This window comes from Prescottella agglutinans, from assembly GCF_004011865.1.
Classification (GTDB): Bacteria; Actinomycetota; Actinomycetes; order Mycobacteriales; family Mycobacteriaceae; genus Prescottella; species Prescottella agglutinans.
On record NZ_RKLP01000006.1, the window covers coordinates 18754 to 42446 of the forward strand.

Annotated in this window: 21 protein-coding genes and 1 pseudogene; 13 read left to right on the forward strand and 9 right to left on the reverse strand. The window is 71.6% G+C overall.

The genetic code is table 11. The features are described from left to right. Positions 1–38: 38 nt before the first annotated feature. Positions 39–1166, forward strand: a complete 1128-nt coding sequence (locus tag EGT67_RS12405) for a glycosyltransferase family 4 protein (protein WP_127916394.1) — start codon at positions 39–41, stop codon at positions 1164–1166. A gap of 52 nt (positions 1167–1218) precedes the next feature. On the opposite strand, the gene EGT67_RS12410 is transcribed toward EGT67_RS12405, so the two are convergent. Continuing rightward, a complete protein-coding gene (locus EGT67_RS12410; RefSeq protein ID WP_127916395.1) occupies positions 1219–3030 on the reverse strand; it encodes an AMP-dependent synthetase/ligase in 1812 nt (603 codons plus the stop codon). Between the two features lie 169 nt (positions 3031–3199). Between EGT67_RS12410 and EGT67_RS12415 the strand changes: the two genes are divergently transcribed. The 8 genes and pseudogenes from EGT67_RS12415 to EGT67_RS12450 form a co-directional block, all read left to right on the forward strand. Next, positions 3200–3586 (forward strand): polyketide cyclase / dehydrase and lipid transport, encoded by a 387-nt coding sequence (locus EGT67_RS12415; RefSeq protein ID WP_127916396.1) that lies wholly within the window; start codon positions 3200–3202, stop codon positions 3584–3586. 106 nt (positions 3587–3692) lie between these two features. Beyond that, positions 3693–4127, forward strand: coding sequence for an SRPBCC family protein (locus EGT67_RS12420; RefSeq protein ID WP_127916397.1), 435 nt, complete (start codon positions 3693–3695; stop codon positions 4125–4127). A 38-nt stretch (positions 4128–4165) separates the two neighbouring features. Next, a complete protein-coding gene (locus EGT67_RS12425; protein WP_338324860.1) occupies positions 4166–5386 on the forward strand; it encodes an ArsA family ATPase in 1221 nt (406 codons plus the stop codon). Then, complete coding sequence (locus EGT67_RS12430) at positions 5383–5751, forward strand: hypothetical protein (RefSeq protein ID WP_164877553.1); 369 nt, start codon at positions 5383–5385, stop codon at positions 5749–5751. Before EGT67_RS12425 ends, EGT67_RS12430 begins: the two co-directional genes overlap by 4 nt. 49 nt (positions 5752–5800) lie before the next feature. Further along, positions 5801–6778: an ROK family glucokinase gene (locus EGT67_RS12435; RefSeq protein ID WP_241565995.1), complete on the forward strand. Its 978-nt coding sequence runs from the start codon at positions 5801–5803 to the stop codon at positions 6776–6778. A gap of 148 nt (positions 6779–6926) precedes the next feature. Then, complete coding sequence (locus EGT67_RS12440; RefSeq protein ID WP_127916400.1) at positions 6927–7664, forward strand: lysophospholipid acyltransferase family protein; 738 nt, start codon at positions 6927–6929, stop codon at positions 7662–7664. Between the two features lie 80 nt (positions 7665–7744). Continuing rightward, on the forward strand, positions 7745–8341 hold the full coding sequence (locus EGT67_RS12445; protein ID WP_241565996.1) for a SanA/YdcF family protein: 597 nt from the start codon (positions 7745–7747) through the stop codon (positions 8339–8341). A 100-nt stretch (positions 8342–8441) separates the two neighbouring features. After that, positions 8442–9227: pseudogene (locus EGT67_RS12450) on the forward strand (DUF4436 family protein); the annotation flags it as partial. A 33-nt stretch (positions 9228–9260) separates the two neighbouring features. Here EGT67_RS12450 and EGT67_RS12455 read toward each other — a convergent pair. Further along, positions 9261–10598 (reverse strand): glycosyltransferase 87 family protein, encoded by a 1338-nt coding sequence (locus tag EGT67_RS12455; RefSeq protein WP_421958123.1) that lies wholly within the window; start codon positions 10596–10598, stop codon positions 9261–9263. A 65-nt stretch (positions 10599–10663) separates the two neighbouring features. Between EGT67_RS12455 and EGT67_RS12460 the strand changes: the two genes are divergently transcribed. Both EGT67_RS12460 and EGT67_RS12465 read left to right on the forward strand, forming a co-directional pair. Further along, positions 10664–11155 (forward strand): polyadenylate-specific 3'-exoribonuclease AS, encoded by a 492-nt coding sequence (locus EGT67_RS12460; RefSeq protein WP_127916402.1) that lies wholly within the window; start codon positions 10664–10666, stop codon positions 11153–11155. A 90-nt stretch (positions 11156–11245) separates the two neighbouring features. Continuing rightward, positions 11246–12631 carry a class II 3-deoxy-7-phosphoheptulonate synthase gene (locus tag EGT67_RS12465; protein ID WP_127916403.1) on the forward strand — a complete coding sequence of 462 codons (1386 nt, stop codon included), beginning with the start codon at positions 11246–11248 and terminating at the stop codon, positions 12629–12631. Positions 12632–12717: 86 nt separating this feature from the next. Here the strand turns inward: EGT67_RS12465 and pknB are convergent, their stop codons facing one another. Further along, complete coding sequence (pknB, locus tag EGT67_RS12470; RefSeq protein ID WP_127916404.1) at positions 12718–14736, reverse strand: Stk1 family PASTA domain-containing Ser/Thr kinase; 2019 nt, start codon at positions 14734–14736, stop codon at positions 12718–12720. A gap of 125 nt (positions 14737–14861) precedes the next feature. On the opposite strand from pknB, the gene EGT67_RS12475 reads away from it, so the two are divergent. After that, positions 14862–15230 carry an Rv2175c family DNA-binding protein gene (locus tag EGT67_RS12475; protein WP_127916405.1) on the forward strand — a complete coding sequence of 123 codons (369 nt, stop codon included), beginning with the start codon at positions 14862–14864 and terminating at the stop codon, positions 15228–15230. 6 nt (positions 15231–15236) lie between these two features. Here the strand turns inward: EGT67_RS12475 and EGT67_RS12480 are convergent, their stop codons facing one another. The 4 genes from EGT67_RS12480 to EGT67_RS12495 all read right to left on the reverse strand — a co-directional run bounded on the left by EGT67_RS12480 (position 15237) and on the right by EGT67_RS12495 (position 20592). After that, the gene (locus EGT67_RS12480; protein ID WP_127916406.1) at positions 15237–16172 is read right to left on the reverse strand and encodes a phytoene/squalene synthase family protein; all 936 of its coding nucleotides are present in this window, start codon (positions 16170–16172) and stop codon (positions 15237–15239) included. Positions 16173–16185: 13 nt separating this feature from the next. Then, complete coding sequence (locus EGT67_RS12485) at positions 16186–17808, reverse strand: alpha-(1->6)-mannopyranosyltransferase A (RefSeq protein ID WP_127916407.1); 1623 nt, start codon at positions 17806–17808, stop codon at positions 16186–16188. A gap of 103 nt (positions 17809–17911) precedes the next feature. Further along, positions 17912–19441 (reverse strand): phytoene desaturase family protein, encoded by a 1530-nt coding sequence (gene crtI, locus EGT67_RS12490; protein WP_421958124.1) that lies wholly within the window; start codon positions 19439–19441, stop codon positions 17912–17914. 29 nt (positions 19442–19470) lie between these two features. Continuing rightward, a complete protein-coding gene (locus EGT67_RS12495; protein WP_127916408.1) occupies positions 19471–20592 on the reverse strand; it encodes a polyprenyl synthetase family protein in 1122 nt (373 codons plus the stop codon). Positions 20593–20807: 215 nt separating this feature from the next. Between EGT67_RS12495 and metF the strand changes: the two genes are divergently transcribed. Further along, on the forward strand, positions 20808–21737 hold the full coding sequence (metF, locus tag EGT67_RS12500) for a methylenetetrahydrofolate reductase [NAD(P)H] (protein WP_206612375.1): 930 nt from the start codon (positions 20808–20810) through the stop codon (positions 21735–21737). A gap of 21 nt (positions 21738–21758) precedes the next feature. Here metF and EGT67_RS12505 read toward each other — a convergent pair whose 3' ends face one another. Both EGT67_RS12505 and EGT67_RS12510 read right to left on the reverse strand, forming a co-directional pair. Continuing rightward, positions 21759–23015, reverse strand: coding sequence for a glycosyltransferase family 2 protein (locus EGT67_RS12505; protein WP_241565997.1), 1257 nt, complete (start codon positions 23013–23015; stop codon positions 21759–21761). Beyond that, positions 22943–23671, reverse strand: coding sequence for an LppM family (lipo)protein (locus EGT67_RS12510; RefSeq protein ID WP_127916410.1), 729 nt, complete (start codon positions 23669–23671; stop codon positions 22943–22945). Before EGT67_RS12510 ends, EGT67_RS12505 begins: the two co-directional genes overlap by 73 nt. Positions 23672–23693 lie beyond the last annotated feature (22 nt).

Consider the following 23693-nt stretch of genomic DNA (forward strand, 5'->3'; position numbering starts at 1 on the left):
GTTCCAGGCGCGGGGGCTGCGGCACATACGGTGGAGAGATGCGTCGAACCCTGTTGGTGACGAACGATTTTCCACCGCGGCCCGGTGGGATCCAGTCGTACCTGCACACATTTGCCGCCCAGCTGCCCGCCGACGAGCTGGTGGTCTACGCCCCGCGTTGGCGGGGCGACAGTCATATCCGATTCGACGCCGAGCAACCGTACGAGGTGGTCCGGCACCCCACGACACTGATGGTGCCGACCCCGTTCGTCGCCCGCCGCGCCGCGAAGCTCGTGGAGAAGTACCAGTGCGACAGCGTGTGGTTCGGTGCGGCCGCGCCGTTGGCGTTGCTCGCGCCGACGGTTCGGCGGGCCGGGGCCCGGCGGGTGATCGCGTCGACGCACGGCCACGAGGTGGGCTGGTCGATGCTGCCCGGCGCGCGGCAGGCCCTACGGCGCATCGGTGAGCACACCGACGCCGTCACCTACGTCAGCAAGTACACGCGCGGGCGGTTCGCGTCGGCGTTCGGGCCGAACGCGGCCCTCGAGCACCTTCCTTCCGGTGTCGACACGGACGTGTTCCGTCCCGACCCGGCGGCCCGAGCCGAGTTGCGCGCCCGCTACGGCCTCGGTGACCGCCCGACGATCCTGTGCCTGTCGCGACTCGTGCCCCGCAAGGGGCAGGACCAGCTGATCCGGGCACTGCCCGCGATCCGGCGGAGCATCGACGGTGCCGTCCTCGTCATCGTCGGCGGTGGCCCGTACGCCGAACGGCTGCACGCGCTCGCGCACGAGTGCGGCGTCGCCGACCACGTCGTGTTCACCGGTGGGGTGCCGGCCGCGGAACTGGCCGCGCACCACACGATCGCGGACGTGTTCGCGATGCCGTGCCGGACGCGGGGCGCGGGCCTGGACGTCGAGGGCCTCGGCATCGTCTACCTCGAGGCGTCCGCGACCGGGGTACCGGTGATCGCCGGACGGTCCGGGGGAGCGCCGGAAACGGTGGTCGAGCACGAGACCGGGCTGGTGGCGGACGGGACGTCGGTCGAGGACGTCGCGCAGTCGGTGATCTCGGTGCTGTCCGACCGGGACCGCGCCGCCGCGATGGGCGCCGCCGGCCGCGACTGGGTGAAGGCGCACTGGCGATGGGACGTGCTGGGCGCCCGACTGCGCAGCCTGCTGGCCTGACAACACGGCGCCCGCGATCCTTTCGGACCGCGGGCGCCGGTGTCGGGGCCGACTACTTGCTGTAGATCTGCTCGATGTCGTCGGCGAAGCTCTGGTGGACGACGTTGCGCTTGAGCTTCAGGGTCGGGGTGAGCTCACCGGTCTCCTCGGTGAAGTCCACCGGCAGGATGCGGTACTTCTTGATGGCCTCGGCGTGCGAGACGAGCTTGTTGGCCTCGGCGATGGCCGCGTCGATCTCGGCGGTGAGGTCGGCGTCCGACAGCAGTTCCGCGACCGTGGTCCCGGCCGGCTTGCCGTTGCGTTCGTTCCATCCGGGCAGTGCCTCGGCGTCGATCGTGATGAGCGCGCCGATGAACGGCTTCTGGTCGCCGACCACGATCGCCTGGCTGATGAGCGGGTGGGCGCGCAGGTGGTCCTCGAGCTGGGCCGGGGCGACGTTCTTGCCGCCCGCGGTCACGATGATCTCCTTCTTGCGGCCGGTGATGGTGATGTAGCCCTCGGAGTCGACGGTGCCGAGGTCGCCCGTGTGGAACCAGCCGTCCTCGATGGCCTCCGCGGTGGCGGCCTCGTTGCGCCAGTAACCGGTGAAGACGACCGGGCCGCTCAGCATGATCTCGCCGTCCTCCGCGATGCGGACGGAGTTGCCGGCCAACGGCTTTCCGACGGAGCCGACCTTCTGATTGCCGATCGTGTTGACCGCGAACGCGGCCGTGGTCTCGGTCAGTCCGTAGCCCTCGTAGATCGTGACGCCGATACCGCGGAAGAAGTGGCCCAGACGGGCGCCGAGCGGTGCGCCGCCGGAGATCGCGAGCTGGCACTTGCCGCCGAGCGCGGCCCGCAGCTTGGAGTAGACGAGCTTGTCGAAGACGGCGTGCTTGAGGTTCAGCAGCAGCCCCGGTCCGCCGTTGTCCTTCGCCTCGCTCCACGTGACCGCGGTGGTGGCGGCGGCGTCGAAGATCTTGCCCTTGCCCTCGTTGTGCGCCTTCTGGCGGGCGGTGTTGTAGACCTTCTCGAACACGCGCGGCACCGAGAGGATGAAGTCCGGCTTGAACTCGGCGAACGTCGGGACGAGGTTCGGGATGTCGCTGGTGTGGCCGAGGGTCGCACCGGCGTCGAACGCGGCGATGCTGACCGCGCGCGCGAGCACGTGCGCGAGCGGCAGGAACATGAGGGTGCTCACCCCCGGCGAGGTGAGCAGGTCGCCGAGGTTCGACTCGACGATGCCCTTCGACTCGGCGATGAGGTTCGAGTGCGTGAGCTGGCAGCCCTTGGGTCGTCCGGTGGTCCCGGAGGTGTAGATCAGGGTCGCCGGGTCGCTCGCCTTCAGCGCCTCGGCCCGGGCCCGGACCTCGTCGTCGGCGACGTCGGCCCCGTCCGCGGTGAGGATCGCCACCGCGCCCTCGTTCCCGGCGGAGGGTTCGATCTGCAGCACGGAGCGCAGATCCGGCGCGGCCTCGGCGACCTCGGCGACGGTCTTCGAGTGCTTGTCGGTCTCGACGATCAGGCCGATCGCGCCGGAGTCCTCGAGAATCCACCGCACCTGGTCGGCCGCGGAGGTCTCGTAGATCGGCACCGTGACACCGCCCGCCGACCAGATCGCGTAGTCGAGCAGCGGCCACTCGTAGCGCGTCGCGGACATCAGCGCGACCCGGTCGCCGGGCTGGACGCCGCGGGCGATCAGCCCCTTCGCCACCGCGGTGACCTGGTCGGCGAACTCGCGGGCGGTGACGTTCACCCACGCGCCGTTCACGAGGCGCCGGTACACGATGTGCCCGGGCTTCGTGTCCGCGTAGGTGAAGACGGAGTCGACCGCGGATGCGTCCTCCGGGATGGTGAACGTGGCAGGAACGCTGAACTCGGGCACGACGACCTCCGACACTGCAGATACTGGCGAGTAGGGTTTGCTGGTCCTCACGATAGACCGGCCCGGCGTGATGTGCGGCACTGCCACCTACCTGCGGCTCGACAGATGGGCATCCGTCCAGGTGTAGTCCAGATCACGGACCGTGACCGCCGTGTGTGAAGCTGTGGGAGTGAGCAGCATTCAGGTCGCCGACCAGACTTTCGTAGCAGCAGCCCCGGAGAAGGTGGCCGCCCGCGTGTCCGTGCCCGCGCGGTGGCGCGCGTGGTGGCCGGATCTCGTTCTCGACGTCCGCGAGGACCGGGCCGAGAAGGGCATCCGCTGGACGGTCGCGGGACCGCTCACCGGGACGATGGAGGTGTGGCTCGAGCAGGTCATGGACGGCACCGTCGTCCACTACTTCCTGCACGCGGAGCCGACCGGCGTGAGCCCGCAGGGGCTGGCGTCGCTGGACCTCGCCGGAATGAACCACGCGCGGCGCCTCGCCGGCAAGGCGATGACCTTCGAACTCAAGAAGCAGCTCGAGGCGGGGCGACCTGCGGGCGAGCCACCCGCATAGGGAATTGTGCGTCCGCTCGGGAATCGTGTGAGATGAACGTGGCGGTGAGACGCGTCGTGCGTCCCTCCAGCCGCCGTGAGCCGTTCTGAAAGGAAGCGTCCGAGGCATGGCCGAGAAGACCAAGCGGTCGATCACCATCGACGCACCCGCCGAGCAGATCATGGGTGTGATCGCCGACTTCGACTCCTACCCGGCCTGGGTGGAGGCGGCGAAGTCCGTCGAGGTCCTCGACTCCGGGCCCGACGGCCGTGCGGAGCAGGTCCGGTTCGTGCTCGACGCCGGCATGGTCAAGGACACGTACGTCCTGCGCTACCGGTGGGCCGCGGACGGTATGGCGGTCAGCTGGGAGCTCGTCTCCGGCGAGATCCAGAAGGCCCAGTTCGGCTCCTACACGCTCGAACCCGAGGGCGACGGCACACGGGTCACCTACGAACTGACCGTCGACCTCACGATCCCGATGATCGGGCTGTTCAAGCGCAAGGCGGAGAAGGTCATCACCGACACCGCGCTCAAGGAGCTCAAGAAGCGGGTGGAGGGCTGAGCGCCCCCGAATCCGGCCGCGGCGGTGCCCAGATCCGGCTGTTCCTCGGCAAGGGCGGGGTCGGCAGGACGACGATGGCGGCGACGACGGCCGTCGCGCTGGCCGGCGGCGGGCGGCGGGTGCTCCTCGCGTCGCTCGACCAGGCGCACTCGCTGGCGGACGTGCTCGGCCGCCCCGTCGGCCGCGGGCACGAGACCCCGGTGGCGGCCGGACTCGACGCCGTCGAGATCGACACGCTCGCGCTGCTCGAGGAGCGCTACCGGGGGCTCGTCACGGTGCTCGCACTCGGCGGGTCCCACGATCACGGGGCCCAGTTCGCCGACCTCGCGCCGCAGGAGTTGACGGGGCTGCCCGGTGTCGAGGACCTGCTCGGTCTGGGCGAGATCGTGCGACTCGCCGACCAGGGGCGGTGGGACGTCGTCGTCGTGGACTGCCCGCCGACCGCGGACGCGCTGCGGGCGCTGAGCCTCCCGGAGACGGTGTCCGGGTACGTCGAACGGGTGTGGCCGCAGCACCGGCGCATCACCGCCGCGACGTCTGCATCGTCCTCGGACGCGCGACTGGCGTTCGCGGTCGCGATGCTCGACCGGGTCCTCGACGCGACCGCGGCGGCGTCCGCGCTGCTGACCGATCGGGCTCGGACCGCGGTGCGGGTCGTCTCGTCGACCGAACGCGTCGGACTGGCCGAGACCCGGCGGGTCCTGTCCGCCGCCGCGCTCGCCGGTCTGCGGGTCGACGCGATCGTCGTGAACAAGCTTCTGCCGCAACTCGATCCGGGGGCCGAAGGGGGAGGGGTCGGGGGCTGGTACGGCACACGCCGGGCCGCGCAGCAGGACGCGCTCGCCGACGTCCGGGCGGCGGCGGGCACCGCCGCGGTGCTCTCGGCCGACCATCTGGCCGCAGAGCCGATAGGGTGGGATGCCCTCGACGAACTCGCGCGCGCGGTCTACGCCGACAGCGACGCGGCCGACCCGTCGGAGGAGTCCCTGAACGACCGCGCACCGGTGCGGGTCGCGCTCGAATCCGGTTCGGGCGACCTGCAATCGGTGTACGCGATGCGGATGCACCTGCCGCTCGTCGACCCCGGGACGTTGACGTTGGGACGAGTGGAGGACGACTTGCTGGTTGGGGCGGACGGTAGACGCCGTCGTGTGCGCCTGGCGTCGGTGCTGCGTCGATGCGTCGTGCGTGACGCGGACTTCGACGGGTCCGATCTGGTGGTGCGGTTCGTCCCCGACCCCGCGGTGTGGCCGCAGTGACCGGGGACCACGCCGAACTCGCCGCGGAACTGCGTGCGCTCGCGGAAACCGTCCTGGAACGACTCGAACCGATCCTGCAGAAGGCCGCCGCGCCGGTGCCCGCCGAGGGGGACGGTGACGGCGGGGCCGCCTGCAGCACCTGCTCGTGGTGCCCGCTGTGCGCGCTGGCCGCCCTGATCCGGGGTGAACAGCACGACCTCGTGACGCTGCTGGCCGGTCAGGCGTCCACGTTGCTCGCGGCGCTGCGCGAGGTCCTCGACGCGCACGAGGGCACCGCCACCGAGTACGCGGGGGCGCCGCCCGCCGCGGCGCCGTCGGCGTTCGTGCCGATCGACGTGACGATCAGGGACCACGAGCCGAGATAGGCGGTACCCGGCGTACCGCACCGGTCCCCGGGTCGGCAGAATCAGCGAGGTGGACAGCACCGAACTTCTCACCGTGGGCGTCGACGTCGGGGGAACGAGCATCCGGGCATCCGTCGTCGACGGTGACGGTGAGGTGCTCGACACGACGCACGTGCCGACGCCGCACTCCGAGGACGCCCTCGAGCACGGCATCGACCGGGCCGTACGGGAACTCGCGGACCGTCACGACGTCGCGGCGGTCGGCCTCGCGGTGGCGGGCTTCGTCGACTCCGACCGCACGACGGTCCGATTCGCCCCGCACCTGCCCTGGGTCGACGCTCCCGTCGCGCGCAGCCTCGGGAACCGACTCGGCCTGCCCGTCGTCCTCGAACACGACGCGAACGCCGCGGCCTGGGCGGAGTGGCGTTTCGGTGCCGCCGCGGGCGGACGCAACGTCGTCGTCGTCGCGATCGGCACCGGGATCGGGGCGGCGCTGCTGATCGACGGCGGCCTGTACCGCGGGAGCTTCGGGGTGGCGCCGGAACTGGGACACCTGCAGGTGGTTCCGGACGGCCGCGCGTGCGCGTGTGGCAAGCGGGGCTGCTGGGAGCGGTACTGCAGCGGGACGGCCCTGGTCGACACCGCGCTGGAACTGCTCGCGGCCGACCCGTCGGCGTCGACGGTCCTGGCCCGCGACGTCGCGGTCGATCCGGGTACGTTGACCGGGCGCCGGATCGCGGTGGCCGCGTCCGACGGGGACTCGTTGGCGCTGGCCACGTTTGCGGACTTCGCGAAGTGGCTCGGGGTGGGCCTGGCAACGGTCTCGGACGTCTTCGACCCCGACCTGATCGTGATCTGCGGCGGCGTCGGCAGTTCCGCGCCGCTGTTCCTCGACGACGCCCGCGAGCACTATGCGCGGCTCGTCACCGGTTCCGGACATCGCCCACTCGCCCGGATCAGACACACCCTGCTCGGTGAGGCTGCCGGGATGATCGGCGCCGCGGACCTGGCGCGGGCGGCGCTGCGGGATCCCGCACGCGGGAACTGAACCCGGGACCGCGCGTCCGAGCGGAAGCGGCCATCGCCCGGCCACCTGTGGCAGCGGTCGAGACTGCTGAGTACAGTCTTGGGCATGGCGAGTGCGGGTCGGGCCCCGGACGGACCAGGGGGTCAGAGCGCTCGGACGGAAGGACACCATGTGGTACTGGCTGTTTAAGTACGTGTTGTTGGGTCCTCTGATGTGGGTCCTCGGTCGGCCGAAACTCGAAGGCGCCGAGAATATTCCGGCGGACGGCCCGGCAATCCTGGCCAGCAACCACCAGGCCGTGCTCGACTCGTTCTTCCTCCCGCTGCGGTGCCCGCGGCGCATCACGTTCCTCGCCAAGAGCGAGTACTTCACCGGCACCGGCCTCAAGGGCAGGTTCCAGAAGTGGTTCTTCTCCGCCGTGGGCCAGGTGCCGATCGATCGCACCGGAGCGTCCGCCGCGAAGGACGCCCTCGACGCCGGCCTGCGGGTCCTGTCGCAGGGCAAGCTGCTCGGCATCTACCCCGAGGGCACGCGCTCGCCCGACGGTCGCCTGTACAAGGGCAAGACCGGCATGGCGCGTCTCGCGCTCGAGTCCGGCGTCAAGGTCATCCCCGTCGCGATGATCGGCACGGCCAAGGTCAACCCGATCGGTTCGCGCATGTGGAAGCCCGCGAAGGTCACCATCCGGATCGGTGAACCCATCGACTTCTCCCGTTTCGAGGGCATGGGCGGCAACCGGTTCGTCGAGCGTGCCGTCACCGACGAGGTGATGTACAAGCTGATGCGCCTGTCGGAGCAGGAGTACGTCGACATCTACGCGGCGACGGTGAAGAACCAGGGGACGGACGAGGCCCCGGCCCAGCCGGCCGCCGACGTCGCCCGCATCCCCGACACCCAGGCCGGCTAGCCCTGACGCCTGCGGTCCCGCGCCCGCACCGCCGCGCGCTGCACCGGATCGCCCTGCTCGCGGCGTCGGGGGCCGCCGTCGTGCTCGGCGCGCCGACGCTGTGGATCCGGGCCACCGCCGCTGGACACCTGTACGACGCGGACGGCGCGCCCGCTGCGCCGGTCGCGATCGTCCTCGGCGCCCGCGTTCGCGGCGGACGACCCATGAAGTTCCTCCGCGGCCGCCTCGACGCCACCGTCGACCTCGTCCGGGCCGGTGCGGTGTCCGTCGTCCTCGTCTCCGGGGACGCCCGGGGCCGGTCCGGTGACGAGATCGCGGCGATGACCGCGTACCTCGTCGAGGCCGGCGTGGACCCGGGCCGCATCGTCGCCGACCCGTACGGACTCGACACGTACGACACCTGTGTCCGCGCGGCACGGACCTACGGGATCCGGCGGGCCCTCGTCGTCACCCAGCCGTTCCACCTGCCGCGCACCGTCGCGCTCGCGCGCCGCGCGGGCATCGACGCGGACGGCGTCCGGGCCGGGCGTGCCGGTGGCCGCCGCACCACGCTGGTGAAGAACTCGATCCGTGAACTGCTGTCGTACCCCAAGGCGGCGCGGGACACCCTGCGGCGGCGGGACCCGAAAGTGGTGTCGGCGCCGGTGGATTCGGTGGCCGACGCGCTCGCTCGATAGCAGCTCCGGGGCCCGGGCGGCCGGTATCTTCCCAATCGTGGCAGCAGTAGCGTTCGCACGCACCCGGCCCCGCCTGTTCTGGTGGCTCGTGGCGGCCGTGATGGCGGTCCTGTACGTCGGGTCGCTGCTCGTGTACGGGCTGGCCGACCGCGACCGCGGTGGCGATCCGGCGGAGCGGATCGCGGACGACGAGGTGGTGGTGATCGTGACTCCCAAGGCGATGCACCCCACCGCCGACCGGCTCGACGCGGAGGTCAGCATCGTTCCGGGCGCGAGCTTCCGCAGTCCGCGCGGCGACACCCTGGCGGCGCCGATCAACCTGCACATGTCGCCCACCACGGCTCGCTCCGAGTTGGTGTTTCCGGCCGGTTCCGTGCCCACCACGCGCGACGTGCAGTTGATCGTCGACGGCCAGTCGGGGAGGTGGCCGTTCGACCTGTTCGACATCGAACCGCTGATCGTCGAGGCCTACAGCGGGGCGGGGGACGGGGTCGAGGTGCACCGCACCCGGGTGGTGCTCGACGAACGGATCGAGGGGTGGCAGCTCGACTCCGACGCGGTCGCCGTCGACGAGGAACTCGCCCTCACCGGCAACGGCCTCGCCGTGAACGTGCACCGATCGGCCGGCACGCTGGTCTACGCGCTGATCCTGCTGCTGATGATGATCGTCCTGGCGGTGCTCGCGGCGTTCGTCGCGATCCAGACCGCGCGCCGTCGCCGACTGGTGCACACCGACATGCTCGGGTGGATGGCCGCGATGCTGTTCGCGGTGGTGCCGATGCGCGGCATGCTGCCCGGCAACCCGCCGATCGGCTCCTGGGTCGACATCGCGGTGACCCTGTGGGTGGTGGTGACCCTCGTCTGCGCGCTGGCGGTGTACGTGTACTGCTGGTGGCGCGACACCGCCGCCGAGGACGCGTCAGGCCACGGGGGAGAGGCGCGCGGTCCCGTCGGCGCCCCCGCGGACGGCGGAGTCGCGTCGACCGACCCGCACGGCCACGGCCGCGATCACCGCGACGGCCCACCACACGTACGACGACGCCAGGAACTGGTCCCACAGCGGCCAGTCGGTGCCCTCCCATCGCCCGTGCCCGAGCCGCCAGTGCGGGGCGGTCACGAACAACGCCCAACTGGCCATGACGCCGACAGCCAGGACGACGCTGCGCCGTCGATACGCCTCGACCCCGACGAGCAGCAGCAGCGGGGCGACCCAGACCCAGTGGTGTGACCACGACACGGGGGAGACGAGCAGCCCGAGCAGACCGTTGACGAACAGCGCCAGCGCCGTCGCACCGGCGGTGAACGCGCGGTGCATCGCGACGGCCGCGAGCACGAGCGCGGCGGCGCTCAGGGCCAGCCACAGCACGCTGCGCAGCGACGGGTCCATACCGAGGCGCGCGAGGACACCCGTGATGCTCTGGTTCGCCGGGTATGCGGGCCCGCCGATCCGGCCGGAGTCGAACAGCGTGTCGGTCCAGTACTGCCACGAATCCTCGCGCGTGAGCACGAACCCGAGCGCGCCGAACGCGACGAAGCTCAGCCCCGTCGTCACGACGGCGCGGAAGTCCTTGCGCACCAGGAAGAACAGCACGAACACCGCCGGGGTGAGTTTGACCGCGGCGACGAACCCGATCAGCATGCCGCGCGGCCACGGGGTCTGCTTCAGCAGGCAGTCGGCCGCGACGAACGTCATCAGCAGGATGTTCACCTGGCCGTAGTTCAGCGTCGAGTAGACCGGCTCGAGCGTCAGCGCGGCCGCGGCGGCGGCCAGCGCCGTCCACACCAGCGTGGTGCGCGGCGCGACACCGATCGACGCCAGCGTCAGCACGAGCGTCGCGAACAGCGCCACGAGCGACAGCACGGTCAGCACGACCCCCGCCGCCTCGAGTGAGATCGCCGACATCGGGCTGAACACCACGGCCGCGAGCGGGGGATACGTGAACGGCAGGCCGACGCCGGACAGCGTCGGCGGCATCGAGCCGTACAGCGGACCGCCGTCGGCGAACACCGATCCGCCGAGCCGGTACACGTCCAGATCGATCCGGTAGTAGAAGCCGACGTCACGCAGGCCCGGGATCCCGATCAGGTTGTACGCGGCCCCGAACGCGCAGGCCAGCACGATCACCACCGCCGCGACGATGCCGAGCGGGGAACGCCACCACGACGGCGTCGAGGTGGGGTCGCCGTCCTCGGTAGAGGGCCCGCCTACCGAGGCGGCCGAGTCGCTTGCGGAGTCGTCACGAGGAGTGCGCACCAAGCCATCCTTCTACGAACAGGGGGCGCGGTGTCGAGTGCCCCGGCGCGCGGGCATAGGCTCCCCCCGTGCGCTACTTCTACGACTGCGAGTTCATCGAGGATGGTCGCACAATCGAGCTCGTCTCGATCGGTGTGGTTTGCGAGGACGGGCGCGAGTTCTACGCCGTGTCCACCGAGTTCGACCCGGAACGGGCCGGCAAATGGGTGCGCCGCAACGTGCTGCCCAAGCTGCCGCCGCCGTCGTCGCCGCTCTGGAAGAGCCGCGCGCGGATCCGCGACGACCTGATGAAGTTCCTCGTCCCGCGGCCCGGCATCGAACCCGAGCTGTGGGCGTGGGTCGCCGCGTACGACCACGTCGCGCTGTGCCAGCTGTGGGGTGCGATGACGGACCTGCCGTCGAACATGCCCCGCTACACCCGCGAGCTGCGCCAACACTGGGAGTCCCAGGGCTGCCCGCCGCTGCCGCCGGTGCCGGACGACGCGCACGACGCGCTCGCCGACGCCCGGCACAACCTCGCGAAGTTCGACGCGATCGAGGCGTTCCGCGCCGTTCGGTGACGGGAGTCACCCGCCGCGATCGGTGCAACGATTCTCTGTCAATGGGGGCCTTTGCTCACTCGGCTCGGGCGAGGCGAATATCCTGTAGTGGTGAACTGGACTGTCGACGTTCCGATCGACCGCTTGCCCGAACTGCCGCCGCTGCCCGCCGCCATGCGCGAGCAGCTCGACGCCGCACTGGCCAAGCCGGCCGCACAGCAGCCGCAGTGGCCCGCCGACCAGGCCGCGGCCATGCGCACCGTCCTCGAGAGTGTGCCGCCGATCACGGTGGCGAGCGAGGTGGAGGCGCTGTCGCAGAAGCTGGCCGAGGTGGCGCGCGGTGAGGCCTTCCTGCTGCAGGGCGGTGACTGCGCGGAGACCTTCGCGGACAACACCGAACCGCACATCAAGGGCAACATCCGCACGCTGCTGCAGATGGCCGTCGTGCTCACCTACGGCGCGAGCCTGCCGGTGGTCAAGGTCGCGCGCATCGCCGGCCAGTACGCCAAGCCGCGCTCGTCGAACACCGACTCGCTCGGACTGCAGTCCTACCGCGGCGACATGGTCAACTCGCTCGTCGCGGACGAGGCCGTGCGCGTGCACGACCCGTCGCGTCTGGTGCGGGCGTACGCCAACGCCAGCGCCGCGATGAACCTGGTGCGCGCGCTCACCGGTTCCGGGATGGCCGACCTGCACAAGGTGCACGACTGGAACCGCGAGTTCGTCGCGTCGTCGCCGGCCGGCGCCCGCTACGAGGCCCTCGCCGCCGAGATCGACCGCGGCCTGCGGTTCATGAACGCCTGCCGCGTCACCGATCCCAACCTGCAGTCCGCGCCGATCTACGCCAGCCACGAGGCCCTCGTGCTCGACTACGAGCGCGCGATGCTGCGGCTGGACAACTCCGACGACCACCCCAAGCTGTACGACCTGTCGGCGCACTTCCTGTGGATCGGCGACCGCACCCGCCAGCTCGACGGCGCGCACATCGCGTTCGCGGAACTGGTGTCGAACCCGATCGGCCTCAAGATCGGTCCGAGCACGACGCCCGAGCAGGCCGTCGAGTACGTCGAGCGCCTGGACCCGACAAACAAGCCGGGCCGGCTGACCCTGATCTCGCGCATGGGCAACCAGAAGGTCCGCGACCTGCTGCCGCCGATCATCGAGAAGGTGCAGGCCACTGGACACCAGGTGATCTGGCAGTGCGACCCCATGCACGGGAACACCCACGAGGCCACCACCGGCTACAAGACCCGCCACTTCGACCGCATCGTCGACGAGGTGCAGGGCTTCTTCGAGATCCATAATGGTCTCGGCACGCACCCGGGTGGCATCCACGTCGAGCTCACCGGCGAGAACGTCACCGAGTGCCTCGGCGGCGCGCAGGACATCTCGGACGTCGACCTGTCCGGTCGCTACGAGACCGCGTGCGATCCGCGCCTGAACACCCAGCAGTCGCTGGAGTTGGCGTTCCTGGTCGCGGAGATGCTGCGCGACTAGCAGTCACCGACCGCCCTGAAGGGTCCCTCCGTGCGCTCCCGGCGCGCGCAGGGGCCCTTCGGCCGTTCCGGGGGCAGTGCGGGTGATCAGAGCAGCGACGTGAGCGTGACGGTGCTGCCCGGCGCCACCCGGTCGCCCGCACCGGGGGTCTGGGAGATGATCAGCGACCGGTCCGAGCTCACGATCTGACGCACCTCGTACGGCAGGCCCAGACGGTCCAGTTCCGCCTTCGCGGCCGCCACCGAGCGGCCCAGCAGCGACGGCACCTTCACGGCGTTCGACACCTTCAGCACGACGCTGGCGCCGGCCTTGACGGTGGTGCCCACCGCCGGATCGGTTCCGACCGCGTCGCCCGCGTCGGCGTCGTCGGAGAACACCTGCTGCACCTCCCGCACCGTGATGCCCACCGAGTCGAGGGCCTTGCGGGCCGCGTCCTCCGACATGCCCGACACGTCGGGGACGTCCACGGGCGGGGCGCCCTTGCTGCGGATCATCCGGACCTGCGAGCCGACGGCGAGGATCGTGCCGGGAGCCGGCTCGAGGGCCGCGACGGCACCGACCGGCACCCGCGCGCTGAACGCCTCCCCGCCCTCGACGGGCACGAAGGTGCGCTCCCGCAGGCCCGCCTCCACCGCGGCGACGTCGCCGCGTCCGGTCACCTCGGGCACCGTCGGCCGGCCCAGCGACACGAGCAGCGACACCACCGATCCGCGCCGCACCTTGGCGCCGGCCGCCGGATCGGTCCCGATGAGGGAGTCGACGGCGGCGGTGTCGGAGTAGGTGCCCTGCGTCCGGGCCGTCAGCCCCGCCGCCTCGATCGTCTCGGTGGCGGCCGCGGCGTCCTGTCCGTCGATGACTGGGACCGCCGCGTACCGGCCGGATCCGAGCCACCACCCGCCGAACCCGACGGCGAGGGCGATGAGCAGCACCACCAGCAGCCACACCAGGACGGTCCGCCGGGACCCGCGCAGGCGGCTCTCGATGTCGCCGAACGGGCGCGCGGCGGCGCGGCCGGTGTCGTCGGACCGCGCCTCGGGCGGTCGCGGCGTGACGGTCGTGACGACCTTGGTGTGCTGGACCGCGTGCTGGCCACCGGCCTCGGGCGGCGGCGTCATGACGGTCGTCGGGTCGTGGCCCGGCGCGGCATCCGGCTGCGGGGCGGGCGGCAGTTGCCGGGTGGCGTTGTTCGGGGTGTTCGCCGGGCTCGGGACACCCGACGGCTGCGTCGTGCGGCGCGGCGCGGGCACCCGGTAGTCCGGCAACTGCAGCCGGGTGCTCACCGACCGCAGCTCGGCGGCCATCGCGCCGGCGTCGGCGAAGCGCGCGTCGGGGTCTCGTTCGGTCGCCCGGACGACGAGTTCGTCGAACTCCGGCGGCACCCCCTCGATGAGGGTGCTCGGCTCCGGGACGTCGTTGTCGATGCGCTGATACGCGATCGACAGCGACGTGTCACCCGTGAACGGGGTGGTGCCGGTGAGCATCTCGAACAGCAGCACGCCCGCCGCGTAGACGTCGCTGCGGGCGTCGGCGGTGCCGGTGGTGACCTGCTCGGGGGACAGATACTGGGCGGTGCCCAGGATGACGCTGCGGGACGTGGTGTTCGACGCGGCGATCGCGCGCACCAGCCCGAAGTCGGCGATCTTGACGTCGCCGGCGTGCGAGATCAGCACGTTCTCGGGCTTGATGTCGCGGTGCACCAGGCCCGCGCGGTGCGCGACCGCGAGCGCCTCGAGGACCGGCCGGGCCACGGCCGCGGCCGCGTGCGGCGGCATGGGGCCGCGCTCGCGCAGCAGTTCGCGCAGCGTGCCGCCCTCGACGAGTTCCATCACCAGGAACGCGTGCTCGCCGTCGCTGCCCTGGTCGTGGACGCCGACCAGTCCCGGATGGTTGAGCCGGGCCACGGCGCGCGCCTCGAACTCGAAGCGCGCGAGGAACTGGGGATCGGCCGCGAACTGCGGATCCATGACCTTGATCGCGACGGGACGGTCCAGTCGCAGGTCCATGCCGCGGTAGACGGTGGACATGCCACCCCGCGCGATCGGCGCATCGATGCGATAGCGCCGATCCAGCACCACACCGATCAACCCTCGACCTCCGGGATTCAAGCTCGCGCCCCCTCGCCTTTCCGTGCACAGATTCATCTCGATCGTAGTCAGCCGCGGCCATTGTCCCGATTCCGCGATGTGGCCCGTGGTCGTACCTGCGTCGTGGACCGGATAACGTTACGGGAGTGAGTGCTATCCCTTACTGCGATGACGTGTTGGACCGGTCGATTTCGCTGCTGCAGCTGGCAGACGTGTCGAAGGGGATGGGCCTTGCGGTCACCCGCGTGCACCAGCTGCTGCGCGACCACCATTTGATCGCCGTCCGGCGCGACGGCGTGCTCGGCATCCCCGAGGCCTTCTTCGGCGACGACGGCCAGCCCGTCCGGCTGCTGTCCGGACTGATCGTCGTCCTGCGCGACGGCGGATTCGAGGACGAGGAGATCCTGCGCTGGCTCTTCACCGCCGACGACACCCTGCCGGGAACCCCGATCGACGCGATGCACGGCCACCAGGCCCGTGAGGTCGTCCGCCGCGCGCAGTCGATGGCCTTCTGACGGGTCCTACCGCGAGCCGACGACCGTCCGGGCCAGCAGCGGCAGCGCGACGGCCAGGCGGCGGTGCCGCGGCACCGTGGCCCGGCGGTCGAGCACCCGGAAGTCGCCGTTCTCGATCTGGTCGAGAATCTCGGCGTACAGCACGTATGCGGCGCGCATGCCCGGTCGGACCCGGGGCTCGAGCATGTCGAGCCCGGGTTCGGCCCGCCGGTAGAGCGCGCGGGTGACCGCGACGAGATGCGCCAGCGCCCGGCGCAGGCGCGGGTCGACGGTGCCGGTGCGGCGGCAGTGGCGCATCAGCTCGACGTCCACGCCGAACGCGCCGAGCTCGTCGGCGGGAAGGTAGACGCGCCCGCGGTCGAGATCCTCGCCGACGTCGCGGAGGAAGTTCGTCAGCTGGAACGCCTCGCCCAGCGCGGCCGCATAGGGTTCGGCGACGACCCGCGGGACGGTGGTGCCCAGGACCGGGAGCATCTGCAGCCCGATCACCGCGGCCGACCCGTACATGTAGCGGCGCAGCTCGGCCATGTCCGGGTACTCGGCGCGGAAGCCCGGGGTGCCCGGGATGTCCATCCGCATCGAGTCGAGGAACGCCCGGAAGTACTCGACGGGGATCGCATAGTGCCGGACGGTGTCGGCGAGGGCGCGGACCACCGGCCCGGTGCGCGCATCGTCCACCGGGCGACCGGCGAGCGCGTCGTACAACTGCGCTTCGACGACGTCCAGCGCGGCCGCCCGCGCCGCCGGCGCCCGCCCGGCGCAGTCCACGTCGACGACGTCGTCGACGGTGCGCGCGAATCCGTAGAGCGCCCACACGGCCGGGCGCCGTTCGACGGGCAGGAGGCGGGTGGCCAGGTAGTACGTCCGGCCGTGCTCGGCCGCCAGTCGCCGGCATCGGCGGTACGCCGAAGATAGATCGTCGACCGGAACGGTGGGGGTCACGGCACTCGAACGGTCACAGCGGCGACGAACGCCGCTCGGGGGCGGCCGGTGCCAGCTGATCCACGACGTGCGCGGTCGCGTCGGGCACCTTCTCCGACACCGAGCGCAGGCGCAGCGGGTCCACCGTCCTCAGCGAGACCGCGGCCACGACCGCGACGAAGGTGGCGAGCGCGACGTGGAAGAACGTGTACAGGCCGATCGATCCGTCCGGCTGGAACACCAGCATCAGCCACGTCGAGAGGCCGACGAGGATCTGCAGCATCCGCGTGGACATCGAGAAGCCGGCCGCGATCGCGAGCGGCCACGAGTAGTACCACGGCAGGGCAGCGGGGGACAGGATGACGATCGCGACCAGGGCGACCAGGATGCCCATCACCGCGTCGCGCTCGGTCTTGCGGAACCGCCACCAGACCCACACCAGCACGACCGCCAGCGCGACGAAGCAGATGCTACGCGTGACCCCGAGGACCGGTGATCCCGAGTCCACCGAGGTCAGCCCGGTGAACCATCCGGTTCCGATCGTGACGACGTGCGCCATGATCGTGGGCAACGACAACCAGTTGATGATCTTCGCGGAGCCGGACAGCGCCGTCAGCCAGCCGAGCCCGACACCGGCGATCGCGGACGCGGCAGTGAAGATGGCCGCGAACACCGCGACCCCGATGCCCGCCGTCCGGACGAACAACGCCACCGGTGTCGCCGGTTCCCGGCCCTCCGCGAGGGCGCGGTCGCGCTCGTGGATCATCCAGATCCACACGATGAACGGCAGTGCGATGCCGGCCATCGCCTTGACCGCGACACCTAGCGCGATCAGTGCGATCGCCGCGACGTGCTTGCGGTCGAGCGCCAGGGTGATGCCGGCGACCATCAGACCGACCATGAGCAGCTCGTTGTGGACACCGCCGATCAGGTGGATCAGCACCAGCGGGTTGAGCACCGCCAGCCACACCGCGATCGTGGGCCGGCCGCCGAGTTGCAGGGCGAGACGCGGCAGCGCCCACATCATCATCGCGAGACCGGGCAGGAAGGCCACCCGCAGCAGCATGGTGCCCGCCACGACGTTGTCGCCGGTGACGGCGGTGATGCCCTGGCCGATCAGCAGCGAGATCGGGCCGTACGGCGCGGTCGTCGTGGTCCACACGTTGCTGACGTTGTCGAGCAGGATGCCGGGATTGACCACGGGTCCCACCGCGTACGGGTCGAAGCCGTCCCGGAGGAGGGCGCCCTGCGCGAGGTAGGAGTACGCGTCGCGACTGAACATCGGAACCGCGAGCAGCATCGGGGCGGTCCACGCCGGAACAGTCCACATCAGGGCCCGCAGCCCGACCCGGCCGTTGATCGTGGATCGGCCCAGCCGCACCCACGCGATGATCATCGACAGGACACCGCCCCAGATGATCAACGTCGACAGGGCGTAGCCGTGGCCGAACCGCAGCCACGACAGCCGCATCTCCTCGAGCAGCGGGTCGTGTCGGCGCACGCTACCGGCGCCGAAACCGCCGAACGTGATCATCACCGCACCGACGAATCCGAGGATCGTCGCGTGCCCTTCGGGGGTCCGCAGGTAGTCGGCCACGGCGCGCAGCCAGGACCGCCGGTCGACCGCGGCGTCGGGGATTCCGGAAGAGGCCGACATCGGTGAAGGTTCCTCCCCCGGAAGAAGCGATCGGTGACGTCCGGTCGCGTCGGGGCGGCCGGACAGCATGGGACGGGTAGTCAGTTTAGTGTGTCGTCGGCGATTATCCGGCAAGCCCTGCCTCCGAGCGGCCGCAGATGCGCTGCGCGGCCAGTTTGCCCGAGATCAGGACCGTCGGCACGCCCACGCCCGGCGTCGTGCCGGATCCGGCCAGGACGATGTTCGCCCTGCGTGAGGCCAGGTTCCGCCGCCGGAAGGGTCCGGTCTGCCGGAACACGTGCGCCGGTGCGAACGGGCTACCCGCAGCCATGCCGCGGCCGGCCCACGTCGCGGGCGTATCGATGTGATCAACGACATAGTCGCTGGTGATCCCGTGGTAGCCGCGGCGCTCGAGGGTCTGCAGCAGTTCTCGGGTGTAGGCGCCGCCGAGCGCCGCCCAGTCGAGCGGGGCGGCATCGAGGTTGGGGCACGGCGCCAGCACCGACAACGGTTCGTGGGGAACACCGTCGCGGGTGACCCCGAGTCCCGGATCGGTGACCGCGGGCCGGGTGACGAGCAGCGACGGGTCGCTCATCAGCCGTCCGTGCCCGGGCCGGGCCGCGATCTCGGCGAACGTGCGTTCCCACTCGGCGCCGAAGTCGATCGTGTGGTGATGCGCGGCACCCCAGCGTGCCGCGGTCGCCCGCGGGATCGTCCCGTGCAGGACCACCGCGGACGGTGAGATGCGCTGCCGACGCGGGCGACGGGTGCGCAGCAGGTCGTCGACGACGGGCAGGTCCGGGGTGAGCACCAGCGCGTCGCACGGGAAGGTCCGGCCGTCGGCGGTGTGCACCGCTCGCGCCCGCTCGCCGGACCGCTCCACGCGGACGACGTCGGCGCCGAAACGGAGGTGCCCACCCGCCGCGGCGAAGGCGTCGGCCATCGACTCGGCGATCGCGTGCATGCCGCCCTCGGGGAACGAGACCCCGAGGGAGGTGTCCATGTGGGCGATCGCTCCGTACACCGCGAGCGCCTTCGCCGGCGCCACCCCCGCGTACAGCGCCTGGAACGTGAAGATCCGGCGCAACCGCGGATCGGTGATCCGCCGGCCCACCTGCCGGCCGAGTCGGCCGAACCCGCCCGCCGCGGCCAGGCGGGCCAGGTCGGTCGCCGACTTCCGGGTCGAGAACAGATCCAGCGGCGAATCGAAGTTCGCGTCGATGAACGTGTCGAACTCGGCGTCGAACACCCGGGCCAGCCAGCCGCGCAGGTCGAGATACCGGCGCGCCTCGTCCGGTCCGCACGCGCGCGCCACCTCGGCGGCCATCCGCTCCGGGTCGGAGTGCACGTCGATCGTCGAACCGTCCGCGAACCGCGCGTGATACGCCGGATCCAGCCGGTGCAGGCGCAGCGGGGGCGTCGTCGTACCGAAGTCGGCACCGACCGCGGCGAGGGCGTCGCGCACCAGTTCCGGCATCGTCAGGACGGTCGCGCCGTTGTCGATGACGTAGCCGGGCCCGCGATACGTCCCGACGCGGCCACCCGGCCGGTCGTCGCGCTCGAGCAGCGTGACGTCGCGGCCGCTGCCGCGCAGGTACAGGGCCGCCGACAGTCCGGCGAGCCCGGCGCCCACCACGACGACGCGATCGGTCACCCCGCGGACGGTACGGACACCCACGTCGATCAGGCGTCCCGGCGGGTGACCGCGATCGCCATCTCCCGCAGCCGACGCTTGCCTTCCTCCGTGGCGGTGCTGCCGTCGAGTGCCGCGAGCGCGTTGTCGGTGAGCTCGGCGATGCGGCGCTCGGCGTCGTCGACGGCGCCCAGGTCGACGATCACCGATCGCAGCCGCTCCACCTGTGCGTCGGACAGGTCGGTGCCGATCGCCTCTCGCAGCAGCGTCGCGGCCGCCGGATCCGTCTCGTCGGCGCGCTGGAGCGCGACCGCGAACAGCACGGTGCGCTTCCCGGCCCGCAGGTCGTCCCCGGACGGCTTGCCCGTCACGTCGGGATCGCCGAACACGCCGAGCAGGTCGTCGCGCAGCTGGAACGCGACGCCGATGTCGGTGCCGAACGTCCGATACGCCTCGACGAGGTCGGCGTCGGCGCCGGCGATCGCCGCACCCAGGTGCAGGGGGCGTTCGATCGTGTACGCGGCCGTCTTGAACCGGTTGACGCGCAGCGCGGACTCCACGGACTCGTCGGCCCGCACCTCGTTGCTGATGTCGAGGAACTGGCCGCCGAGCACCTCGGTGCGCATCGCCGACCACACGGGGGAGACGCGGGCGAGGGTCTCGTGGTCCAGCCCGGCCTCGCGGACCATGTCGTCGGCCCACGCCAGCGCGAGGTCGCCCAGCAGAATCGCCACGGCGCGCCCGAACTCCGCCGAGCCGCCGCTCCATTGCTGCGCGACGTGCCGGTCGGCGAACTCCACGTGCACGGTCGGGAACCCGCGGCGGGTCGTCGAGGCGTCGATGATGTCGTCGTGGACGAGCGCGCACGCCTGGACCAGTTCGAGGGCGGCGGCGGCCTGCAGCGCGGCCGGCGCCTGCGGGCCCTGCGGATCACCGCCGGCGCCGAGCCAGCCGGTCCAGGCGAACACCGGGCGCACCCGCTTGCCGCCGCGCAGGACGAAGCTCTCGAGCGTTGCGACGGCATCGGCGTAACCGCCGCCGACGGCCCGGACCGTGTCGGCACGGGACGCGAAGAACTCGCGGACCGACTCCTCGACCAGATCGGTGAGCGGCGGGGTGGACTGGGTCGGGCGAGTGGACTCACCGGCTCCGGCGGACAGGACTGCCTCCAAGTTGACTCGAGGACTCGATGTCGAGCACAGACTGCTGCGCGGCGGCCAGGCCCGCGCGGAATAAGCCTCGCTCCCACCTTAGTGGTCGTCGTCGATGGTCCCCGCAGCGGTGACCGAGGCGCGAGCGCCGACGCGATTCGGGTGGCCGGTGCTGGTCAACCTATGCTTGGTTGGTGACATTCGATGCCGTTCGGGGGCGCAACAGCGCGGGTTGGGTGACCCAGACCCCTTCGATCGTGGACCGTATCCGCTCCTCCGACGGCGGTCGGATCCCCTTCTCGGTCGAGTTCTCGCCGCCCCGCGACGAGGCCGCCGAGGAGCGACTGTGGCGCGCCGTTCGCGCGTTCGAGCGGCTGAATCCGGCGTTCGTGTCGATGACGTACGGCGCCGGCGGTTCGACGCGGGACCGCACCGTCCGGGTGACGGGGCAGATCGCCGAGGAGACCACGCTGCTGCCGGTCGCGCACCTGACGGCGGTCGGGCACAGCATCGACGAACTGCGGGCGATGTGCGGCGCGTACGCGGACCGCGGGATCAGCAACGTCCTGGTGCTGCGGGGCGACCCGCCCGGGGATCCGCTCGGCGAGTGGGTCAAGCATCCCGAGGGTGTCGAGTACGCCGAGGAACTCGTGCGTCTCGTCCGGGACATGGGCGACTTCCACGTCGGTGTCGCGTCGTTCCCGGAGGGCCACTACCGCGCACCGGATCTCGATCACGACACCAAGTACCTGGTGTCGAAGCTGCGCGCCGGCGCCGAGTACTCGATCACCCAGATGTTCTTCGACGTCGAGGACTACCTGCGGCTGCGTGACCGGGTCGTCGCGTACGACCCGGAGCAGGGCGAGAAGCCGATCATCCCGGAGATCATGCCGATCACGTCGCTGCGCTCGGCCCGCCGCAGCCTCGAGCTGTCCGGGTCGCGGTTGCCGGTCGAACTCGACGAGCGCCTGCGCCGCGCCGCGGGTGACGGTCCCGAGGAGAACCGGGCCGCGGTCCGCGAGATCGGTATCGAGGTGGCGACCGAGATGGCCGAGCGGCTGATCTCCGAGGGTGCGCCGTGCCTGCACTTCATCACCCTCAACTTCGCGCGCGCCACCGGCGAGGTGCTCGCGAACCTGGGAATGTCGGCGTCCGCCGCGGTGTGACTCCGTCCGGGCCGTGCCGGTTCAGGTGACGGCCCGGCCCTTCCACCGCAGCCGTCCGCGGCGGCGCTCGCGATGCGAGACGCCGGTCAGGTAGATCAGCCCGACGATCGACGCCGGGTGGGCGGCCGCGTCCAGCACGTCGCGGACGCCGGGGCGGACGCCGGTCTCTACGGTGCGCGCGGTCAGCCGCGAGACGACACCGGCGGCGTACCCCGCCGCCCCCCACGCCCGGGTCCGGCCGCGCCCGAGGAGCGCCGCGGCCGGGGGCAGCAGGTACGCGAGGGCAGCGCCGGCCGACACCGCCGCAGACCCGGCGGAGGAACCGAACGCCGTCCACAACCACCGCGTGTATCCCGCGGACAGCGCCGCCGGGGTCGTGTACATCCGGCACGACGCGAGGTGCTGGGCGGCGGCCACGGCGGTCCGCCCGCCTCGCCGGCGCAGCGCGCGGGCGATGTCGAGATCCTCCGTGAGGCTGTCCGCGACGGCGGCGTGGCCGCCGATCCGGTAGTACGCGGCGGCGTCGAAGACGAGGAACTGCCCGCACGCGACCACCATCGACGGGCGGGTGTTGCGGGCGGCGACGGCGGTGGGCAACGACGCGAACCACGACCAGCACAGCAGCGGCTGGATCAGCCTCTCGGCGGCCGACACGGCGTCCTGCCGGGGCCACGGCGACACCAGGTCGACACCGCCGCGGCGCAGCGCGGTGACCGCGGCGGCGAGGGCGTCGGGTGCCAGTCGGACATCGGCGTCGAGAAACACGAGCACACCCGGCCGCCGCCGATCCATCAGCCGCGACGCGTGTTCGGCGCCGAGGCGGCACGCGGCGGTCTTGCCGAGCCAGCCGGGCGGCGGTGCGTCGGAACTGCGGATCGACGCGAATCGGCCGTCGTTGTCGAACGCCCGTCGGGCGACGTCGGCGGTTCCGTCGGTGGAGTCGTCGTCGAGGACGAGGACCCGCAGCGTGCTCAGTCCGCGCTGGGCGCGCAGGTCCGCGACCAGGGCGCCGATCCGATCGGCCTCGTTGCGGGCGGGCACGACGACGGTGACCGGTTCGGTGACCGGCCCGGCGTGCATCCGCGGCAGGGTGGCGGCGTTCGCAGCGGCGACTGCGGCGCCGCCGATCGCCAGGCCGGCACCGATGCGCGTGACCGTGGCGAGGGGGTCGAAACGGTGGAGCGGCGGAACCACGGGGTTCAGCGTCACCGCGCCGACGTCGCGACCGGCGTCTTGGTGGGCGGTCCGGGCGGCCGGGTGCGGTTGCGGGTCGCCCACGCCATGACGCCGACGATGGCCGCGACCGCGATCGCGACACCCGCGGCCATGCCGGCCCAGCCGGCGAAGCTCCGGGTGCTGGGATCGGCGTAGCGGACCTCGGCGCGCAGCGTGCTGACGTCGCCGGCCGGCAGCTTCCACGTCACGGTCGACTCACCCTCACGGGTGCCGTTCGTGGTGGCCACCCGGGCGGGGAAGGCGATCGTGAACTGCACGTCGGTGCCCTGGGCGGGGACGTTCTCCAGGTCGACGCGGCCCTCGAGGCTCACCAGGTCGCCGGCGCGCCGCAGCGACAACTGCAGCGCCGTGCCCGTCTCGCTGTACATCGAACCGAGCTTCTGGACGTCGCCGAACGACAGGCCGCTGAAGAACGCCTGCGAGCCGACGTAGCCGTCCTTGCGGTACTCCTGGACCCGGACCCGACTGGAGAGCGAGTCCGGCGGGGTCAGCTGCGGGCCCTTGTCGTTCTCGTCCTGCGGCACGGTCGCGGCGACGATCTGCCCCGAGACCTTGTCGTCGGCGGACACACCCATCGACACCTGGACGCGGAGACACCCGGCGAGCAACGGAACGAGGAGCAGCGCGAGCGCTGCGGTGGCGAACACCCGGATGCGGGAGCGGGAACGGACCGAGGGGCCAGATGTGGGCGGCTGCACGGGAACATCGTGCCAGGTGCGG

Bases quoted from the DNA above. Each gene is read 5' to 3' on its own strand.
- EGT67_RS12405 (WP_127916394.1), top strand. From the start codon at position 39: ATGCGTCGAACCCTGTTGGTGACGAACGATTTTCCACCGCGGCCCGGT.
- EGT67_RS12420 (WP_127916397.1), top strand. From the start codon at position 3,693: ATGGCCGAGAAGACCAAGCGGTCGATCACCATCGACGCACCCGCCGAG.
- EGT67_RS12440 (WP_127916400.1), top strand. From the start codon at position 6,927: ATGTGGTACTGGCTGTTTAAGTACGTGTTGTTGGGTCCTCTGATGTGG.
- EGT67_RS12485 (WP_127916407.1), bottom strand. From the start codon at position 17,808: ATGTCGGCCTCTTCCGGAATCCCCGACGCCGCGGTCGACCGGCGGTCC.